At 67.2% G+C, this 16,652-nt stretch carries 16 protein-coding genes; 2 read left to right on the forward strand and 14 right to left on the reverse strand.

From position 1 onward, the window contains the following. Positions 1-64: 64 nt before the first annotated feature. The 7 genes from WKW82_RS35690 to WKW82_RS35720 form a co-directional block, all read right to left on the reverse strand. Positions 65-1,147 carry a serine endopeptidase gene (locus tag WKW82_RS35690; RefSeq protein ID WP_340347869.1) on the reverse strand — a complete coding sequence of 361 codons (1,083 nt, stop codon included), beginning with the start codon at positions 1,145-1,147 and terminating at the stop codon, positions 65-67. Positions 1,148-1,178: 31 nt separating this feature from the next. Continuing rightward, positions 1,179-1,985 (reverse strand): DUF2145 domain-containing protein, encoded by an 807-nt coding sequence (locus WKW82_RS35695; protein ID WP_340347870.1) that lies wholly within the window; start codon positions 1,983-1,985, stop codon positions 1,179-1,181. Positions 1,986-2,181: 196 nt separating this feature from the next. Next, positions 2,182-2,664 carry a hypothetical protein gene (locus WKW82_RS35700; RefSeq protein ID WP_340347871.1) on the reverse strand — a complete coding sequence of 161 codons (483 nt, stop codon included), beginning with the start codon at positions 2,662-2,664 and terminating at the stop codon, positions 2,182-2,184. 142 nt (positions 2,665-2,806) lie between these two features. Continuing rightward, entirely contained in the window at positions 2,807-3,133 is a 327-nt protein-coding gene (locus WKW82_RS35705; protein WP_340347872.1) for a hypothetical protein, read from the reverse strand. Between the two features lie 54 nt (positions 3,134-3,187). After that, positions 3,188-3,856 (reverse strand): phosphatase PAP2 family protein, encoded by a 669-nt coding sequence (locus tag WKW82_RS35710; RefSeq protein ID WP_340347873.1) that lies wholly within the window; start codon positions 3,854-3,856, stop codon positions 3,188-3,190. Beyond that, positions 3,856-5,811 carry an MFS transporter gene (locus tag WKW82_RS35715; RefSeq protein WP_340347874.1) on the reverse strand — a complete coding sequence of 652 codons (1,956 nt, stop codon included), beginning with the start codon at positions 5,809-5,811 and terminating at the stop codon, positions 3,856-3,858. The genes WKW82_RS35710 and WKW82_RS35715 overlap by 1 nt, the downstream gene beginning before the upstream one ends. A gap of 22 nt (positions 5,812-5,833) precedes the next feature. Continuing rightward, positions 5,834-6,658 carry a hypothetical protein gene (locus WKW82_RS35720; protein WP_340347875.1) on the reverse strand — a complete coding sequence of 275 codons (825 nt, stop codon included), beginning with the start codon at positions 6,656-6,658 and terminating at the stop codon, positions 5,834-5,836. Positions 6,659-6,784: 126 nt separating this feature from the next. Here WKW82_RS35720 and WKW82_RS35725 point away from each other — a divergent pair, with 126 nt between their 5' ends. Further along, a complete protein-coding gene (locus WKW82_RS35725) occupies positions 6,785-7,516 on the forward strand; it encodes a helix-turn-helix domain-containing protein (protein WP_340347877.1) in 732 nt (243 codons plus the stop codon). 288 nt (positions 7,517-7,804) lie between these two features. On the opposite strand, the gene WKW82_RS35730 is transcribed toward WKW82_RS35725, so the two are convergent. From WKW82_RS35730 to WKW82_RS35760, 7 genes are all read right to left on the reverse strand, one after another. After that, a complete protein-coding gene (locus WKW82_RS35730) occupies positions 7,805-9,082 on the reverse strand; it encodes an FIST signal transduction protein (RefSeq protein WP_340347878.1) in 1,278 nt (425 codons plus the stop codon). 250 nt (positions 9,083-9,332) lie between these two features. Continuing rightward, positions 9,333-10,091 carry a PhaM family polyhydroxyalkanoate granule multifunctional regulatory protein gene (locus WKW82_RS35735; RefSeq protein WP_340347879.1) on the reverse strand — a complete coding sequence of 253 codons (759 nt, stop codon included), beginning with the start codon at positions 10,089-10,091 and terminating at the stop codon, positions 9,333-9,335. A gap of 73 nt (positions 10,092-10,164) precedes the next feature. After that, positions 10,165-11,067: a copper chaperone PCu(A)C domain-containing protein gene (locus WKW82_RS35740; RefSeq protein ID WP_340347880.1), complete on the reverse strand. Its 903-nt coding sequence runs from the start codon at positions 11,065-11,067 to the stop codon at positions 10,165-10,167. A gap of 20 nt (positions 11,068-11,087) precedes the next feature. Next, positions 11,088-13,400, reverse strand: a complete 2,313-nt coding sequence (locus WKW82_RS35745) for a TonB-dependent receptor (RefSeq protein ID WP_340347928.1) — start codon at positions 13,398-13,400, stop codon at positions 11,088-11,090. A gap of 179 nt (positions 13,401-13,579) precedes the next feature. Then, positions 13,580-13,951 carry a DUF2946 family protein gene (locus tag WKW82_RS35750; RefSeq protein ID WP_340347881.1) on the reverse strand — a complete coding sequence of 124 codons (372 nt, stop codon included), beginning with the start codon at positions 13,949-13,951 and terminating at the stop codon, positions 13,580-13,582. A gap of 11 nt (positions 13,952-13,962) precedes the next feature. Further along, complete coding sequence (locus WKW82_RS35755; RefSeq protein WP_340347882.1) at positions 13,963-14,955, reverse strand: TraB/GumN family protein; 993 nt, start codon at positions 14,953-14,955, stop codon at positions 13,963-13,965. After that, on the reverse strand, positions 14,952-16,199 hold the full coding sequence (locus WKW82_RS35760; RefSeq protein WP_340347883.1) for a cystathionine gamma-synthase family protein: 1,248 nt from the start codon (positions 16,197-16,199) through the stop codon (positions 14,952-14,954). The genes WKW82_RS35755 and WKW82_RS35760 overlap by 4 nt, the downstream gene beginning before the upstream one ends. Before the next feature lie 37 nt (positions 16,200-16,236). Between WKW82_RS35760 and WKW82_RS35765 the strand changes: the two genes are divergently transcribed. Further along, positions 16,237-16,650, forward strand: coding sequence for a VOC family protein (locus WKW82_RS35765; RefSeq protein WP_340347884.1), 414 nt, complete (start codon positions 16,237-16,239; stop codon positions 16,648-16,650). Positions 16,651-16,652 lie beyond the last annotated feature (2 nt).

Raw genomic sequence — 16,652 nt, forward strand, 5'->3', positions numbered from 1 at the left:
GCGGGTCTTGGCGCCCCCGGTTCGAGTTGCGCGCGTCTCGTCTTGCGCGCACACCAAGGTTCTATCACGCGATGGCCGGCACGGATGTGACGGGATGTGATGGCGGCCCGGGCGGCTGCGCCGATGTGCCACAGGCGTGGCAGTAACGCGAGAACGCGCTCTTGCGTGTCTCGCACGCGCGGCAGTTGTTGAACAGGCCGATGCCACAGTGGGAGCAGAAATCGATCTTGGGATCGTTCAGGTCGACGGGACGCTCGCAGCCGGGGCACACGTTCTTGGCGAGGCGCACCAGTGCCGTGTCATAGCTCAATTCTTCGCGCCGAACCTGGTCGGGTTGCGCCTCGGCCAGCTTCTGCCGTGCGAGATAGCGATTCAGCGCGAGGATGGCATGGCGCCCGACCAGCACGGTGATCACGACGCCCACGATGTAGCGCACATAGCCGCCGTAGCTGGGCAGGTAAGGCACGAGCTCCACGAAGAACGCGAACAGCGCGAAGAAGATGAAGCCCCACACGAAGGGCCAGTACGTGCCCTTGCGCTTCTTCGCGAACAGCCAGCCGGCCACCACCAGCAGGGGCAACGTGAGCGCCAGCCGATAGCCGAACACCCGCAGTTCGACGCGGCGGTATTCGGCGTGGAGCTTCGAGCGCGCGTCTTCTTCCAGGATGCCAAGCTTCTGGCGCTCCTGCTCATGCGCCTGACGCGCGTTCAGTGCGATCTGCCGCTGCGCATCCACCCTTTGCTGCTCTTCATCGACCTTGGCCTTGAGCGCATCGAGCGACTTGGTGCGCGCAATGAGTTCTGCATCCTGATCCGGCTGCTGCGTCGCATGCCGCGTGGACAGCCAGTTGGAGAAGGTCTCTCGCGCATTCGAGTTGGCCTGGTCTGCGGCGTGCAACTTGAGTTCCGCCTGTTCCAGGTCTCGCCGGGATTGCTGGCCCGCACGGTCGGCCTCCTCGATCGCCGCGCGCAACGGCTCGGCTGCAGCCTTGTCGATGAAGTCCTCGGTGGTGAGTTGGCGCTCGACATTCGGCAGGTCGCCAACAAGCGTTCCGCCCAGCCCGATCAGGAAGCCCGCGAACACCAGCGCCACCAGCCACAAACCCCGGCGAAACCATTTTTCCGACAAACGCAATGACTTGCTCATGAACCCTCTGCTCCTGTTGTGTTGTGATGAATCAAAGCTTCAGCCGCACCGGCTGCGAGCCAAGTCCGGCCCGCGGCAGCCAGGCGAACACTGAATCCACGGTGACCGTCTCGATGCGGTCATTGAAGCGCTTCTCGTTGGGGTGGTCATCGAATGCCACGTTGGCCGAACTCAAACGGCCACCGAGCCGCGTCAGCGCGCCCAGGCGCAAGGTCGTCGGCTCATAGCCCTTGAACTGCAGCCAGGCCTGCGCCTGCGCGCGGCTGCGGATGGTCGCAGGCTCCATCGCCGCAGCGAGCGTCTCGATGGCCCACTGGTTCGACTGCTGGTACTTCTGCCCCCACGCGTAGCTCACGATGCTGTAGGCCGGCGTGTTCAGTCGCAAGATGTCGGCCGACGGCCCTTGCAGCAGCGCCAGCAGTTGCGCCTGCACGGCGGGCGTCGGGATCTCCCAGGCGGCTTCATGGCGCCAGAGGTCGTCAAGAAAGAACTCGCCAAGGCCTTGACGGTAGAGCGTCGCGACAGCGGTGCCGCAGTGGTTGAGCTTGTGCACCACGCGCCAGGCGCCATCTTTCGTCTTGTAGGCCAGCCCGAGATGCGAGTACTGCAGGCCATGGCGTTGGAGGTCCTGCCCGGCCCGGGCCAACAGCACTGCGCGCGCCCCGCTGGCGTCCAGCGCAGCGGAAGTGCGCTCGGCCAGTTGCATGCCCCGGGTGATGACGTCGGGGGTCGGCTTGCGCGATTCGCATGACCGGCCGGCATGGGCATGCAGCGGGAACAGCAGCAACGCCACGACCACGGTGATCGCCGCGATGGCGGCCCAGTTGGCGAGACGCATGAAAACAGAGCGCGCAAGACGCGGCTGGTTCGGGGGCACCTGCGGAGCCGGTTTTACCGGGCCGCTGGGTGCTCCCCCTCGAGAGCTGAGGGCCACGGCTCCAAGCCTGCCTGCGAAGGCTTGGACGGCCCGCCAGAGCAGCCGCCTCTGGCCGCCGCCAGGAGCGCCGAAGGCGCATTCAGGGGTGGGCTTCACTTCAGCTCATCCTCTCGTTGTAGAGCAGGGCTCGCCCCAGCGCATTGGGCACGAAGGCCAGAACTTCGCCCGCGGCGGAGAGCACCACGCCACTGGCGATCACCGTGACGACAACCGTGCTGCCCACCACCAGCGATGCGCCGCCCACCACACGGCCCGTCACCTTGACGCTGGCACGCGCACCGTCGGCGGCGCGCTCAAGCAGGTAGACGGTGCCGTCCACCGAGGCTTCCACAGCCACCACCGTCAGCACGGCGCCACTGACCGACAGCGCCACCGGCACCGCGACCACCGCGGCGGCAGCCGTGCTGGCCACTGACGCGGTGCCGACCACTGAGGCGATCGGCAGCATCGACAGCGCCAGGGAAGCTTCGCTCTGCGCATGTGCTTGCACCGGTGCGGCCAATGCAGCAAGGGACACGCAGGCAGCTGCCGCCAAGGTCACGACGGACTTGTGGAGCCTGGACAAGGGGAGGAGATTCATGAGGGCCTCGCGGCGTAGTGAAGGTGTGCGGATGTTGTTCCGCACGAACTTCAGAAGCTGCAAATTACTGCACCGGTGGCGCAGCTCTGCGCCAGAGGTATCGCTTTTCGATACCCATGCTCAAAGCTTCCACCGCCTGGATTCAGCCAGGTTTGAAGCGGCTGCGACGCGCACTGCCGGATGGCCGGAAGTACCGCCAAGCCACCGCCAGCGAGACAAGAAAAGTCAGGGCGAGCGAAGAGGCGATCCACCACCAGAGCCCCGCGAACATGGCGGGACCGTCAAGGATGTTGGCGTAGTACGTGCGATCAAGGAGCGTCAAGCCGTGCGGCACCAGCACGGTGATGATCGGCGTTGGAACTGGCGCAACGCAAAGCGAGAAAGCCAATGCAAGCGCTGCAATGGCCCAGGCAGAGCGAACCGACCTGCGGCGCATGGAGCGCGCCATCAAGAAGAATGCCAGGACCATGGGGGATGCAATGACGGCCCAAAGGGGCAGCAGCACCGGGTACATCACGCCGCTTCAACGCCCCTGCAGCAGGTGCTCCCGCGTGTACACCTGATCGGTACCGGCCATCCACTTTGCAATGACCTCGAGCGCATCTTGCGTGGGTGCAGGCGTGCCGGGCGACAGCATGGTCAGCGGCAAGAGCAGGCCCAGCGCGATGAGGACTGCCGGAATGCGCGAGTGCGGCCGCCCCTCCTGCAACAGCAGGAAGGCCGCGCTGGTCGCGACGCCCAGCATCAACCCCGCAATCACTTCGGAGGCCGAGTGCGCGAACAGCGCCAGGCGCGACACGCCAATGGCGAAGGCCAGCCCCCAGCCGGCAAACGCCGCCGCGACCCGCACCGGGTGACTGCGGCGCGACGCCATCAACCAGAACACCACGGGCCAGACACTGCCCGACAGCGACGTATGGCCGCTGAAACCGGTGAAGTTGAAACGCGCGCTGCCGATGCCCCAGCCCATGAAAGCGAGCTTGGAGCACATGACGATGAAGCCCGCCGTGCCGAACAGCAGCACCCACAGCCGCGCGGTCGGCCAGGTGCGGCGTGACAGCGACAGCCACAGCGTGACCGACGCTGCTGCCGGTAGCAGCAAGCCACTGTCACCCAGCCAAGTCAATGCAAGCCAATACGATTGGGGAATCCGTTCGATGAACGCCCAGGTCAGATCACGAAGAAAACCCATCAGGTAGCGAGCAGCGCGCGGACGCGTTGCTGAAGTACGTCAGGCTGCACCTCGGCAGCCACCATGGCGGGACCCACATTCAGGCCCACGCTGCTGAAAAACCCTCGGCGAAACGGCTTGGCCATCGCGATGGGCTTGCCGCCGCGCTGCTCGACACGGCTGAAGAAGGAACCCCAGAGATTGCTGAGCGCCATCGGGATCACCGGCACCTCGATGCCCTCCGAACGCGCACGCTCGACGATCTTCACCACGCCGCCCTTGAAGGGCGCCATCTCGCCGTCGCGCGTGAGCGCACCCTCCGGGAAGATGGCGAGCAGGTCGCCCTCGCGCAGCACCTGCGCTGCCTGGTCGAAGGCCCGGTCATAGGCTGCCGGGTCTTCCTTCTGCGGCGCGATCGGGATCGCCTTGGCCAGCTTGAACAGCCAGCCCAGCACCGGCACCTTGAAGATCTGGTGGTCCATGATGAAGCGGATCGGCCGCGGGCTGGCGGCCATCAGCAGCACCGCATCGACCATGCTGACGTGGTTGCAAACCAGCACCGCGGCGCCTTCGCCGGGGATGTGCTGCTGGCCGCGCACCTTGAAGCGATAGATCAAGTGCGACAGCACCCACGACACGAAGCGCAGCAGGTACTCCGGCACCAGCAGGAAGATGTAGGCAGCGACCAGCGCGTTGGCGATGCCGGTGAACAGGAAGATCTGCGGAACGGTGAAGCCGGCCTTCAAGAGCGCGCCGGCGATGAGCGAACTGCCGATCATGAACAGCGCATTCATGATGTTGTTGGCCGCGATGATGCGGGCCCGGTGCGTCGCCTGGCTGCGCAACTGGATCAGCGCGTACATCGGCACGCTGTACAAACCTGCAAACAGGGAGAGCAGCCCCAGGTCGGCCAGCACGCGCCAGTGCGCATGGATGTGCATGAAGGCGCCCAGCCCCATCTCCGCGACCGGCGGCAGGGACCGCGAGGCGAAATACAGGTCGATCGCGAACACGCTCATGCCGATCGCGCCGAGCGGCACCAGGCCGATCTCCACCTGCCGGCGCGACAGCGTCTCGCACAACAGCGAGCCCACGCCGATGCCCACCGAGAACACCACCAGCAGTATCGAGGCCACATGCGCGTCGCCATGCAACACGTCCTTGGCAAAACTCGGGAACTGGCTCAGGAAGGTGGCGCCGAAGAACCACATCCAGCTGATGCCGAGCAGCGAGCGGAACACCACGATGTTGCCGTGCGCCAGCTTCAGGTTGCGCCAGGTCTCGCTGACCGGGTTCCAGTTGATGACCAGGTTCGGGTCGGTGGCGGGCGCCTTCGGAATGGCCTGCGCGATGCCGCGGCCGATCAAGGCCACCAGCACGCAGCCCACTGCCACCGTGGTGTGGCCGATGCCGGGGATCGCGACCAGCAGGCCACCCGCGACCTGGCCCAGCAGGATCGCCACGAAAGTCCCCATCTCCACCATGCCGTTGCCGCCGGTCAGCTCGCGCGAATCCAGCACCTGCGGCAGCAAGGCGAACTTGACCGGGCCGAACAGCGTGGAATGCAGGCCCATCAGGAACACGCAGCCCAGCAGCACGACGGCATCGGCCCGCATGAAGCCCCAGGCCGCGATCAGCATGATCACGACCTCGAAGTTCTTGACGAAGCGGATGATCTTCGTCTTGTCGAACTTGTCGGTGAGTTGCCCCGCCGTGGCCGAGAACAGCAGGAAGGGCAGGATGAACAGTGCGCCGATCACGAGGCCGGCCAACGCCGGCGACATCCAGCTCAGTTGCAACTGGTAGGTCACCATCACGGTGAAGGCGAACTTGAACAGGTTGTCGTTCGCGGCGCCTGCGAACTGCGTCCAGAAAAAGGGCGCGAAGCGACGCTGGCCGAGCAGTGCGAACTGGTTGGTGTGAGTTTCTGCCATGGCTGAGCCGGCAGGCGTGGCGGTAGCGACGGATGTGGTCATGCAAATGTCCCTTCCGGGCTTTTCAGGCCGTCGACACGGCGGCGCCCGGATTGTGCCGCACGGTTTGCATTCCCACTGCCTGCAAAGCCATCAGCACAGGCAAGCCAGCCAGCGCTGCCGTGAAGTGTTTCAGGGTGTGACCGGAAATCAGGTGATGCGTGGCCTCGTAGATGGCGTGGTCGCCCAGTTCGAACAGCTTGGCCAGCGCATAGAAGAAGATGACCCAGCCCAGCTTGAGGCCGACGGCATGCGCCATCGGCTTGGCCAGCGCCAGCGTGAGCACCAGCGCCATGCCACCGAACTGGACCACGGCCCAGGGTGTGACGTTGCCGGTTTCGTGCCATGTCGTCACCGCCAGCAAGCCTGATGCCAGGGTCGCCCAGGCGGCCACCCAGCCGGCGCGCGGGCTCACCTTTTCGCAAACCGCAAGACCCATCAACCCGGCGAAAGCGATTGCCATGCCGGCCCGGTCGGCGGCCAGTCGAAGAACGTCGGGTTGCAGGTGATAGAAGGCCGAACCCGCAGCGCAGGCCACCAGTCCGGCGAAGAAGATCCAGGCACAGTCCAGGGCGTTGGCATGCGGTTCCTGCGCGACACTAGCGGCGGGATCATTCGAGCGATCGAGCTGATGCAGCCAGCGCAAGCCCCACAGGCCGATGGCCAGGAAGGGCAGGTTGCTCAGCACATCCATGGCGTTGGGCAACTGGTGCCAGGCGCGGTCGTCGGCGAACTGCGCCACGCCGGCCTCGGCACCGGTCAGTGCAGGGGCGAAGATCGCAACCAGCAGGAGCAAGAGATAGACGGACAAGAGTCCGCGTTCGCGTCGACTGAGGGTGGGCAGGTGCATGGCAAGCTCCGGGGTGGTGGCAGAGGTGCGCAATTTAGGTTGGCAACCGCCCCCGGGGCATCGAAAATTGATACGGAGCATTTTCGCACGCCCATCGGTACCAGATTCCTATACCTATCACTGAGCATGAGCACGACTGTCGACCTGGTCCTCGCCCTGAAGGCCGAACTCAAGAGCGCCAAGATGACCTACGCCGACCTGGCGCGGTCCCTGGACATGGCTGAATCCAGCGTCAAGCGCATGTTGGCCAAGGGCGACATGCCTCTCTCGCGGGTGGATGCGATCTGCCGCGCACTGAAGCTCGACTTTGCCGAGCTGGCACGCCGCGTGGCCGATGCGCAACCGCTCATCAAGGAGCTGACGCACGAGCAGGAAAAGGCCGTCGTTAGGGACAAGAAGCTGCTGCTGGTGGCCATCAACGTCCTGAGCCAGTGGACGCTGGAGCAGATCACCAGCGCCTACCGCATCAGCGAGGCCGAATGCATCGGCTGCTTTGCGCAGCTGGACCGCATCGGCATCATCGAACTGAAGTCGATGAACCGCTATCGGCTCAAGCTGGCCAAGACCTTTCGCTGGCGACCGAACGGGCCGTTCATGGAGTTTTTTCGCGACCATGTGGTGCTCGACTACTTCCGCGGCGGCTTCGACGGGCAGGCGGAGGGGTTGATGCTGGTGCACGGCACCGTGAGCCGGGCGCTGGCGCCGTCGTTCCGCGAGCGCCTGCAGCGGGTGGCGCAGGACTTTGCACAGCAGCACCAGATGGACCAGAAGCTGGCCGCGAAGGACCTGGAGGGTTACACGCTGGTGCTGGGAATGCGCAACTGGGAGTTCGAGGGGTTCACGCGACTGCGTCGCTGAGGTAAACCCACCCCGCAGCGCCTGCGGCGCACCCCCTCCAGGGGGCGCACCCAGCGGCCCCGCAAAGGTTCTATGGTTTCTGTCCAGCACCCGGGCTGAATCGATGAGCCTCAAAAGGTTTCTCAGAGCGCCAGACGGCAAAGGCAATGCGCAACAGCTTGCGCGCCGGGATCACCAATGCCTCCGTGGCCTGCAGTCCTCGCGCGCGCTGCACCTGGTAAGTCGGCGCAAAGGTTTTGGTTGTGGGTCTTCGCGAATGCCTGGCCGCTCGTTCCGGGGTGGGCGCAGCTACTCTGTCGTGAAGACCGTCAGCACGCCGGTGTAGCCATACAGGTGATGCCGGGCGATTTCGCCGGCGGCGAAGAAACCGACCAGCGGGACGTCGCCGAGCGCGTGCCGCACGATCTGCAATTCCGCGCCAGGCGCGCCGAAGTGCGGGCCGCCGCGCCCCGAGCAACTGACGTACACCGCGCCCGCAATGCCGCGCGCCGGATGCGGTGCGGCGTCGGCCTCCCCGGCCGCAATGGCGGTGGCGGTTTCGAGCGTCTGTTCCTCGGGTTCGAGTTCTTCGCGGATTTCCGCGCAGATGCGCATCAGGTCGGCCCGGGCCGCCTGAGCGCTGCGGCGGCAGAAGCTCATGCGCATGCCCGCCTCGACCTGGTCGGCCACGGCTATGCCGCGGCGGCTGGGGTCGAGCCCGATGATGTGGCGCACCACCACGTCCGCTCCGAGGTCGCCAGTGCGGCGCACGCCGTCGCTGCCCGCGTCGACCAGGCCGACCAGCGTCGCGCGCACGGCGTCGATGGCCTCCTGCGGCTGGTCCAGCGACACGGCGAGTTCGGCCAGCAACACGTCGAGCGCCGGCTCGCCGTCGAGCATGAAGATCACGTTGCCATCGGCCTTGGTGATCTCGCGCTCACGTCCGGCGCCGCCGCCCAGTGGCTGGCAGCCTTGCGTCACGCGCGACACCACGCGCACGCCCTGGCCGAACACCACGCCGGACAGGCCGCCGCTGAACACGCCGCCCGCCGCGCCGTGGCCCTTGATGTTGCCATTGCCACTGATGGCGAATTGGAGCGAGCCGGCGCGACCTGAGGACAGGCCGCCGAACAGATAACCCGTGTCGGTGCGAACCGCGAGGTCACCGATCAGTTCGGGCAGGTCGGGCGTCTCGGGGTCGGCATGCACCAGCGCGGTGTGCGCCTCGAAGCCGGCCATCTCGGAGCCGGCCAAGGGCGCCACGCCGGAGAACACCCGGTACTGGTCGCTGGGTAACTCGCACAGCATCACGCTCAGTGCCGGTTCATCGAAGTACTCGGCGTTGTTGGCCGAAATGCCGACGCCGACGGTGCCAGCCCAATCGGTGACCTCGGGCAGTTCGGCGCCGAGGTGATCGAGGATGTCCTGCGCCTCGGCGCTGTAGTGGTCAGTGATGTAGAGCAGGCCCAGCGTCGGCGACTGCGCATAGTCGCCGAGGGCCATCTGCGCGCGCACCTGGGCCAGTACGAGGCCGGCCGCCATGCGCCATTGAGGGTGGGTCGCGTGACCGGATGGAAAGAGCTTCATGTCAGTGCTCCACGACGCCGAGCGTCATTCGCAACGCCTGAAACCCACTGCCGAGGTGAACCCCATTCGCAGGCACCCGCGAAACCGGCGTTGCCGGGCCGCTGGGTGCGCCCGCTTGAGGGGCCCGAGGGCCCCGCGGCGCCTAGGCTGCCTGCGCAGGCTTGGATGGCCCGCAAGAGCAGCCGCCTGTGGCGGCCGCGCAGACGCCGTAGGCGCATTCGGGGGTGGGCCATCCTCGACGCGCGCGGCTTCAGCGTCTGTTGGAGGCAGCGCGCTTGGCAGGGGCCACAGCCTTCTTCTTCGTGGCGGCCTTCTTCGATGCGACGGCCTTGCCGACACCCGCAGCTTTCTTTGCCGCGCCGGTGGCCAGGTCGACCGTCGACTGCAGCGTGCCAGGCACCTTCATGTTGGAGGCCTCGCGCATGGCGCTGCTGGCAATCTGCTCGAACTGCTGCGTGAGCGCACCCCACCACTGCAACGGGTCGACAACGCCGACAGATGGCGTGGCCGCCTTGGCCTTGGTCTTCCGGGCGGGGGCCGCGTCCTCTGCTTCTTCTTCCACGTCCTCCTCGAACTCTTCCTCCTCAGGTTCGGGCTCCGGTGCGGCCCTCTGGGCGGGGGGCGGCGGCGGGGGCGGCGCGGAAGGCGTGGGGGCCGGCGTCATCGAGGGAGTCATGGTGGCGGCGCGTGTGAAAGCGCTGGTCAGGTCCTCCATGCGCACATTCATCCCGCGCAGGGTCGACAAGGTCATCTTCTGGACTTCAAGCGCCTGGATCGTGGCCTTGAGTGCGGTGAGGTTCTGTTCGAGCCAGAACTGCACCGTCTTCAGTTCCCGGATGCGCTTGTCGACTTCCTCGACGCTCAGCGTGGGCGCGACCCAACTCGCAAGGCCTTGCAATCCGGGCACGGCGCTGGACGCAGTGCTCGCGCTGCCGGCCGCGAGGCTCTTGAGAAAGTCGAAACCGGGAACAAAGCTGCCGAAGTTGAAGGGCTTGCCTGCGTCGCTCATTGGGGCATCTCCTGAAGATGGTTTTCTTGTGTGGCGTCAGCTTACTCCAAGCAAGGCGCGAATTGGCCGCGCGTCAGTGCTTGTGCCCTGGCGACTCCGCCCCGGCGCCAGCGGCTCCAGCCGGCACGCCGACGGGTACCTGCAGCATGAGGCTGCTTTTCGCGCCCTTGGCGTCCTCGAACTGCAGCGTCATCGGCACGACGCTGCCGGCGGCAACCGGCTGCTTCAGGTCCATCAACATCAGGTGGTAGCCGCCGGGCTTGAGTTCGACGGTCTGGCGCGCGGGCAGTTCAAGGCCGCCGGCCACGGCGCGCATCTTCATCATGTCGCCTTCCATCTTCATCTCGTGGACCTCGGCGACGCCGGCCACGGCCGTTTGCACGCCGACCAGGCGCGCGCCCGACGGTGCGCTGAGCTTCATGAAGGCGCCGGTGCCGCTCTGGCCGGGCACCGCCGGGCGCACCCAGGCGTCCTTGACGTCGACGGCGGCGACGCCGGGCGCGAGCACGTCGAGCCGCGCGGCCGGGTATTCGAGCTTCTCGCCCGCAGCGCCGGTGGGCAGCTGGGCCCAATCGGCGCTGCCGTTGTCGCAGGTCTGCAGCACCTTGAAGTACAGCGGGCCGGGGGCGGCGGCGAGCTTGCCGCGCAGGATGAATTCGGTGCGCTCGGCGGTCGGCAAGGCGGTGTCGGCGCTGTCGGCCGTCCAGCGCACTTCGGCGTCGCCGGACTTCTGCACGTCGAGCTTCCAGCCCTTGCGCGCCTGCGCATCGGAAAGCGTAAAGCCCTTGGGCAGGCGCACCGTCACGCCAGTGGTGGCCTTGGCGCCGGCGCAGGCATGGCCGACGCGGAAGGCGGCCTCGTAGTCGCTGCCGGCGGTGGCGCCGCCCGGCGGCAGGGTGACATGTGCGAAGGACGCCGAAGCGCCGGCGAGGGCCGCGACGGCGGCGAATGTCTTGAGGGTGAAAGTGGTGTTCATGATGGCCTTTCTTGCGAATGTCAGAGGTCGAACTTCAGTTCGGCCACGAAGGTGCGTTGCGGGTACGGGTGGAAGGCCCAGTACTTGTTGTTGTTGAGGTTGTCGATGCCGACGGCGGCGCTCCACTGGCGGTCGATGCGGTAGTGCACACGGATGTCGGCGACGAAGTACTTGCTGAAGCCGGTGTAGGTTGCGCCGTTGGGGTCGCTGTTGTCCAGCGTGCCGTATTGCTTGCCGCTGTAGCGGGCGCCGAGGGTGTAGGCCCAGCGGGCATCGGGCTTGTAGGTGGCCAGCAGCGCGGCACGCACGCGGGGCACGCGCGGCTGCTGCTTGCCGACGCTGGCCGGGAAGCCGGTGTTGGCGACGATCTTCGAATCGGCCAGCGTGAGGCTGCCGCTCAGCTCCAGGCCCTTGATGCCGACGTCGTAACCGTTGGCCGCCAGCTCCAGTCCCTTGGTGTGGATGGCGTCGACGTTCTGGATCGTGGTGATGTTGTTGGCCGAGGTCTGGCTGTAGAGCGCATCCTGGGTGCGCTCGAAGAACAGCGTGGCGCGCAGCAGGCCGTCGACGCCCCAGGTGCGGGTGTCGCGCTCGGCGGTCAGCTCGGTGGTCCAGGACTTCTCCGGCTTCAGCAACGGGTTGTTGTTGATGATGGTGTTGCCGAGGATCTGGCCCTGGTAGAGCTCGCTCACCGTGGGGTAGCGGACGGCGCGGCCGACGGAGGCCTTGAGCAGCCAGTCGCCCGTGGCCTGCCATGCGATGGCGGCCTTGGGGGAGATGTCGTTTTGCTTGCGCTCTCGGAAGTCGAGCACGGTGGTGGCGTTGCCGAGTTGGCCGTCGTAGGCCTTCCAGTGCTCGTAGCGCAGGCCCAGCGTGGTCTTCCAGTCGGGGGCGAAGCGCCAGGTGTCCTGTGCGTAGAGCGATTGGAGCCGCGTGTTGCCGTTGAATTGGGAGAAGGGCGTGAGCGCGGGGCCGGAGAACCAGTCGGCCGTGTTGCTCGCCTGCGTGCGCAGCTTGGCGGTGTCCTGTTGCGCGCCGAAGTCGACCACGTGCGCGCCTACGCCTTCGGCGCTGCCGGTCGGCCGCCAGGTGCCGGCGAGCTTGAGGGTGTTCCAGCCGGTGCCGTTCATGTCGGTGGTGCGGCCGGGGGCGCCGAAGGTGCTGGTGGGTGCTCCGAGCGGGAGCCAGTACGGCGCGGCCGTGCTCGGATTCGTCGACACGGTGGGCGTGCGCAACTTGTCTTTGGCATAGTCGTAGAGGCTGCACGATACCTCCCAGTCGAACACACCGCCGGTGTGGCTCTTGACCGACAGGCCCTGCATCGTGTGCGTGAGGTCGTTCTGCGTCGGCGCCAGCGCGGGGCTGGGCGAATCGAGGTTGTAGACGCGGCCGGCGATGTTCACGCGCCCCCCGTACACCGGCAAGCCGTTGCGGTCGCGCAGGTAGCTGTCGACCGCGCCGTAGGTGCTGTTGTTCCAGGCGCCCAGCACGTAGGTGGCGCGCACGGTGGGCGTGAAGTCGTAGGCCAGCTTGAGCTTGGCCTGCTCCTGCGTGGTGTCGTAGATCGTCGCGCCGCCGACCAGCCACCAGGGCTGGTTGCTCGGGTTCAGGTCGAGCACGGCGCCGGTGACGGGCGTGCCCGCGTTGCCGACCGTGCCCGCGCTCAGCAGGCGGTTGCCGAAGGTCAGCGCCTGCCCCTTGCTGTGCGTGCGGCTGGCGCTGAGCCACCAGGACCAGTCGCCATTGCGCCCGCCGAGCGACATGTCGAGCTGGTTCGCCGTGGGCGACGAACTGCTGCTGTACTGGTCGAACTGGCTGTACGCGCCGCCGAGCTTGATGTGCGCCTCGAACTTCGTCGGCATCCGCGTCACGTAGTCGACCACCGCGCCGACCGAGTTGCCCGGATAGGCGGCGGAAAACGGCCCGTAGAGGACGTCGACGCGATCGATCTCCTCCGGCGACACCATGCCCCAGCGCGGCGCGAAGGTGGCGCCGTTGCCCAGCAGGTTGGACAGCGGGATGCCGTCGGCATAGACCATCGATCGCGCGCTGTTGCCGGTGCCCGAAGCGCGCGTGGCCAGCACGGCATGGTTGTAGTCGCCGATGTAGCGCTTGCGCACGACCAGGCTGGGCAGGTACTTGAGCGCGTCCTCGGCGTCGGTGGCGTTGACCGTGGCTTCGATCTGCTCGCGCGTCGTGCCTTCGATGACAGTCGGTATCTGGGTCGGCAGGGAGGTAGGCCGGCCGCCGGGCACGGTGATGGTGCCGAGCATGCGGGCGGTGTTGTCCTCGCCGAGTTGGTGGTCGGCCCAGGCGGGCGCAGAAAGGGCCATGGCCGCGGCAATGGCGATGCGTGTTCTTTTCACTCTGTTTTCCCTCGATCTCCTGGCCAGGACGGCCGGCAGCGCCCGCAACCTGCGTGCGGACGACTGCGACTTGAATCAAGTCCCGGGTCGACGTGTCTCGACTGGATCCCCCGCAGGGAGACGGGCGCGCGGCCCGGACTTGTGGCTCAGGAGAAAGCGGGAGGTCCGCGCGCCGGCAGCGGCGCACGGGTGGCCGCGGCAAGGCGCGCGGCGGGGATGGGCTGGGCGGCGAGGCCCAGCGGCTGGATGACCGGGAGGTTGGCCAGCGCAGCGACAGGCGGCGGCGCGCCGGTCAGCACGCAGAGCGGGCAGTCCATGTGGCTGGCGCCGAGTTCCTGGGCACCGTCGTCGGTCTGCACGATGACCTTGATGGCGCCGGCGCTGGAGCACACCAGTTCCATCGCCTGCGGATGCACGATGGGCGAGGCGATGGCCGCGCCCATCGACAGCATGAACCACAGCAGCACACCGCGACCGACGAGGCCGAGGGAGCGGGTGTGGCGAAGCAGGCGGAACATGGGAGCCGGGATTATGGCTCGGGCAGCACCCGCGTGACGGTGAAGCCGCGCGCCGCCATCAGGGCAGGCAGGCCATTGGGGCCGACCATGTGCAATGCGCCGACCGCCCCGAACACGCGCTGACCGAGCTTGTGCAGCGTGGCGATGCCGTCGGCCAGGCCGGGGTTGCGGTCGTCGAGGTAGCGGCGCATGCGGCGCTTGTCGTCCGGGCGATCCACGCACTTGCACCATTGGAAATAGGTATCGAGCCGGGCGGCGTCGCTGCGCGCCCAGGCGTCGGCCAGCGCGACGGTGCTGGCGCGTGCCTCGCCGCGTTCGAGGTCCTCCAGCGAAGCGTCGATGTCCTCGGCTTGCTCCGCCTCGGAATCGCCTTCGAGCATGCGCAGTTGGCCGGCGGCGGTTTCCAGCGCGATCACGGGCTTGCCGGCGCCGCGTGCGATGCCGGACAGCACGCCTTCGATGCCGAACTCCGGGTACAGGCCGTCCGCGCGCATCGACAGCGAGCCCAGCGCGGCGACCTGGATGACCGGGCGCAGCTTGCGTTGCGTTTCGCTGGGCAGGCAGGCCAAGGCGCGCTGACGCTCGATGCGACGCAGGCGTTCGGGCGTGAGCAGGCGCGCGGCGGCGCCCGGGTCGGGTGGCGACAACAGCGTGCGCAGCGTTTCGGGGTCGCTCAGGTCCAGCTCCAGTGCGACGGTGTCGCTCTGTTCGAGGGCCTGCGTCACCTTGGGGCCCGGAAACAGCCAGGTTGGCTTGCCGAGGTGCAGGGTGCCGTAGAGCCACGAGACGCGGCCGTCGCGCTCGATGCGCCACAGCACGCCCCGGTCGGACGCACGCTTGGCCGCGCGCTCGGCACCGCCGGGCACGAAGGTCGGCACCTGCGCCGGTGGCGGGCAGACGATGGGCTGCTCTTTCGTCGGCGGCACTTTCGCCGGCGTGACGGCGCCTGCCGACGCCGCCGCGAACAGTGCGCAGGCCGCGACGAGCAGGAGCCGCCGGATCACGCCAGCGCCGCCTTGAAATCTGCGATGAGGTCGCTGGCACGCTCCAGCCCGACCGACACGCGGATGAGGCCTTCCGCCACGCCGACCTCTGCACGCTTGGCCGCGCCCATTTCCCAGAAGATCGTTGGCGCCACGGGAATGATCAACGTGCGCGTGTCGCCCAGCCCGGTGGCCTTGATCGGCAGTTGCAGCTTGTTGATGACCGGAACGAGGGCATCCGCATCTCGCAACTCGAAGGAGAACAGCCAGGAGCCGGCGCTGAAGTACTGCTTGGCGAAAGCGTGCTGGGGATGCGAGGGGAGCATCGGGTAGTAGACGCGGGCCACGGCCGGGTGGCTTTCAAGGAAGCTTGCGAGTGCCAGCGCCGTCGCACTGGTCTGCGCGATGCGCAGCGACAGCGTTTCCGCGCCGACCGAAATGCGATGCGCCGCATCGGAACTCAGCGTGCCGCCCATGTCGCGCAACGCCTTCTTGCGGATCTGCGTGAGGCCCCATTGCTTCACGTCGCCCTGGCGGTAGCCGGCGAAGATGTTGGGGTAGCCCGTCCAGTCGAACAGGCCGGTGTCGGTGACCGCGCCGCCCAGCGTGTTGCCGTGGCCGGCGATGGTCTTGGTCAGCGAGTTGATCGACAGGCTGGCATCCACGCGCTTCGGCAGGAACAGCGCCGGCGAACTGATGGTGTTGTCGACCACATAGACCAGCCCGCGTTCCTTGCACAACGCGCCGATGCCGGCGAGGTCGGGGATCTGCGTGCCGGGGTTGGCGATGGTCTCGACGAAGACCATGCGCGTGGCCGGCGTGACCGCGTCGGCCACGGCCTGCGCCGAGGTCGGATCGACCAGCGTCACGCCCACGCCCAGGCCCTGCAGCGTGGCCAGCAGGCTCAGCGTGTTGCCGAACAGGTAGCGGCTTGCGACCAGGTGGTCGCCCGCGCGCAGCAGGGTGAAGAACACCGCCGTCACGGCCGCCATGCCGGTGGCGAAGCAGACCGTGCCGACGCCCTCCTCCAGTTGCGTGATCTTGGACTCCAGCGCCGCGGTGGTCGGCGTGCCCTGGCGTGCGTAGTTGAACTTGCCCTTCAACGTGCCCTGGAACACGCCGATGAGGTCTTCCACGCGCTCGTAGCCGTATTGCACCGAGGTGTGGATGGCCATGTGCACGCCGCCCTGCTCTACACCGAAATGGCGGTCCGCATGGACGAGGCGGGTGGTGGGATCGGGCGTGGTGGTGTCTTCGGGGGTCATGGTGGTTCCGTCGGTGCGGCGCGGCTATGCTGCGCGGATGCACAGCATATTTCACCTTGCCTTCAACGTCCGCGACCTCGATGCCGCGCGCCGCTTCTACGGCGGCCTGCTCGGCTGCACCGAGGGCCGCAGCACCGACACCTGGGTCGACTTCGACTTCTTCGGCCACCAGATCTCGCTGCACTTGGGCGAGCCCTTCGCCACCGCGCCGACCGGGCGCGTGGGCGACGTGATGGTCCCGATGCCGCACTTCGGCCTCGCGCTCGCGCTGCCCGACTGGCGCGCCATGGCCGACCGGCTCGAAGCGGCCGGCACGGACTTCGTGCTGAAGCCACAGTCGCGCTTCGAAGGCCAGCCGGGCGAGCAATGGACCATGTTCTTTCGCGACCCGTTCGGCAATCCGATCGAGGTGAAGGGGTTCCGGTCACTGGAGACGGTCTACGAGAAGTAGAC

It is taken from the genome of Variovorax rhizosphaerae, from assembly GCF_037889975.1.
Taxonomy (GTDB): domain Bacteria; phylum Pseudomonadota; class Gammaproteobacteria; order Burkholderiales; family Burkholderiaceae_C; genus Variovorax; species Variovorax rhizosphaerae.

Coding starts and splice junctions, on each gene's coding strand:
- WKW82_RS35715 (WP_340347874.1), bottom strand. CDS start 5,811: ATGACCACATCCGTCGCTACCGCCACGCCTGCCGGCTCAGCCATGGCA.
- WKW82_RS35705 (WP_340347872.1), bottom strand. CDS start 3,133: ATGGTCCTGGCATTCTTCTTGATGGCGCGCTCCATGCGCCGCAGGTCG.
- WKW82_RS35765 (WP_340347884.1), top strand. CDS start 16,237: ATGCACAGCATATTTCACCTTGCCTTCAACGTCCGCGACCTCGATGCC.
- WKW82_RS35710 (WP_340347873.1), bottom strand. CDS start 3,856: ATGGGTTTTCTTCGTGATCTGACCTGGGCGTTCATCGAACGGATTCCC.
- WKW82_RS35720 (WP_340347875.1), bottom strand. CDS start 6,658: ATGCACCTGCCCACCCTCAGTCGACGCGAACGCGGACTCTTGTCCGTC.
- WKW82_RS35745 (WP_340347928.1), bottom strand. CDS start 13,400: ATGGCCCTTTCTGCGCCCGCCTGGGCCGACCACCAACTCGGCGAGGAC.
- WKW82_RS35690 (WP_340347869.1), bottom strand. CDS start 1,147: ATGAGCAAGTCATTGCGTTTGTCGGAAAAATGGTTTCGCCGGGGTTTG.
- WKW82_RS35700 (WP_340347871.1), bottom strand. CDS start 2,664: ATGAATCTCCTCCCCTTGTCCAGGCTCCACAAGTCCGTCGTGACCTTG.
- WKW82_RS35735 (WP_340347879.1), bottom strand. CDS start 10,091: ATGAGCGACGCAGGCAAGCCCTTCAACTTCGGCAGCTTTGTTCCCGGT.
- WKW82_RS35695 (WP_340347870.1), bottom strand. CDS start 1,985: ATGCGTCTCGCCAACTGGGCCGCCATCGCGGCGATCACCGTGGTCGTG.
- WKW82_RS35750 (WP_340347881.1), bottom strand. CDS start 13,951: ATGTTCCGCCTGCTTCGCCACACCCGCTCCCTCGGCCTCGTCGGTCGC.
- WKW82_RS35725 (WP_340347877.1), top strand. CDS start 6,785: ATGAGCACGACTGTCGACCTGGTCCTCGCCCTGAAGGCCGAACTCAAG.
- WKW82_RS35740 (WP_340347880.1), bottom strand. CDS start 11,067: ATGAACACCACTTTCACCCTCAAGACATTCGCCGCCGTCGCGGCCCTC.
- WKW82_RS35760 (WP_340347883.1), bottom strand. CDS start 16,199: ATGACCCCCGAAGACACCACCACGCCCGATCCCACCACCCGCCTCGTC.
- WKW82_RS35730 (WP_340347878.1), bottom strand. CDS start 9,082: ATGAAGCTCTTTCCATCCGGTCACGCGACCCACCCTCAATGGCGCATG.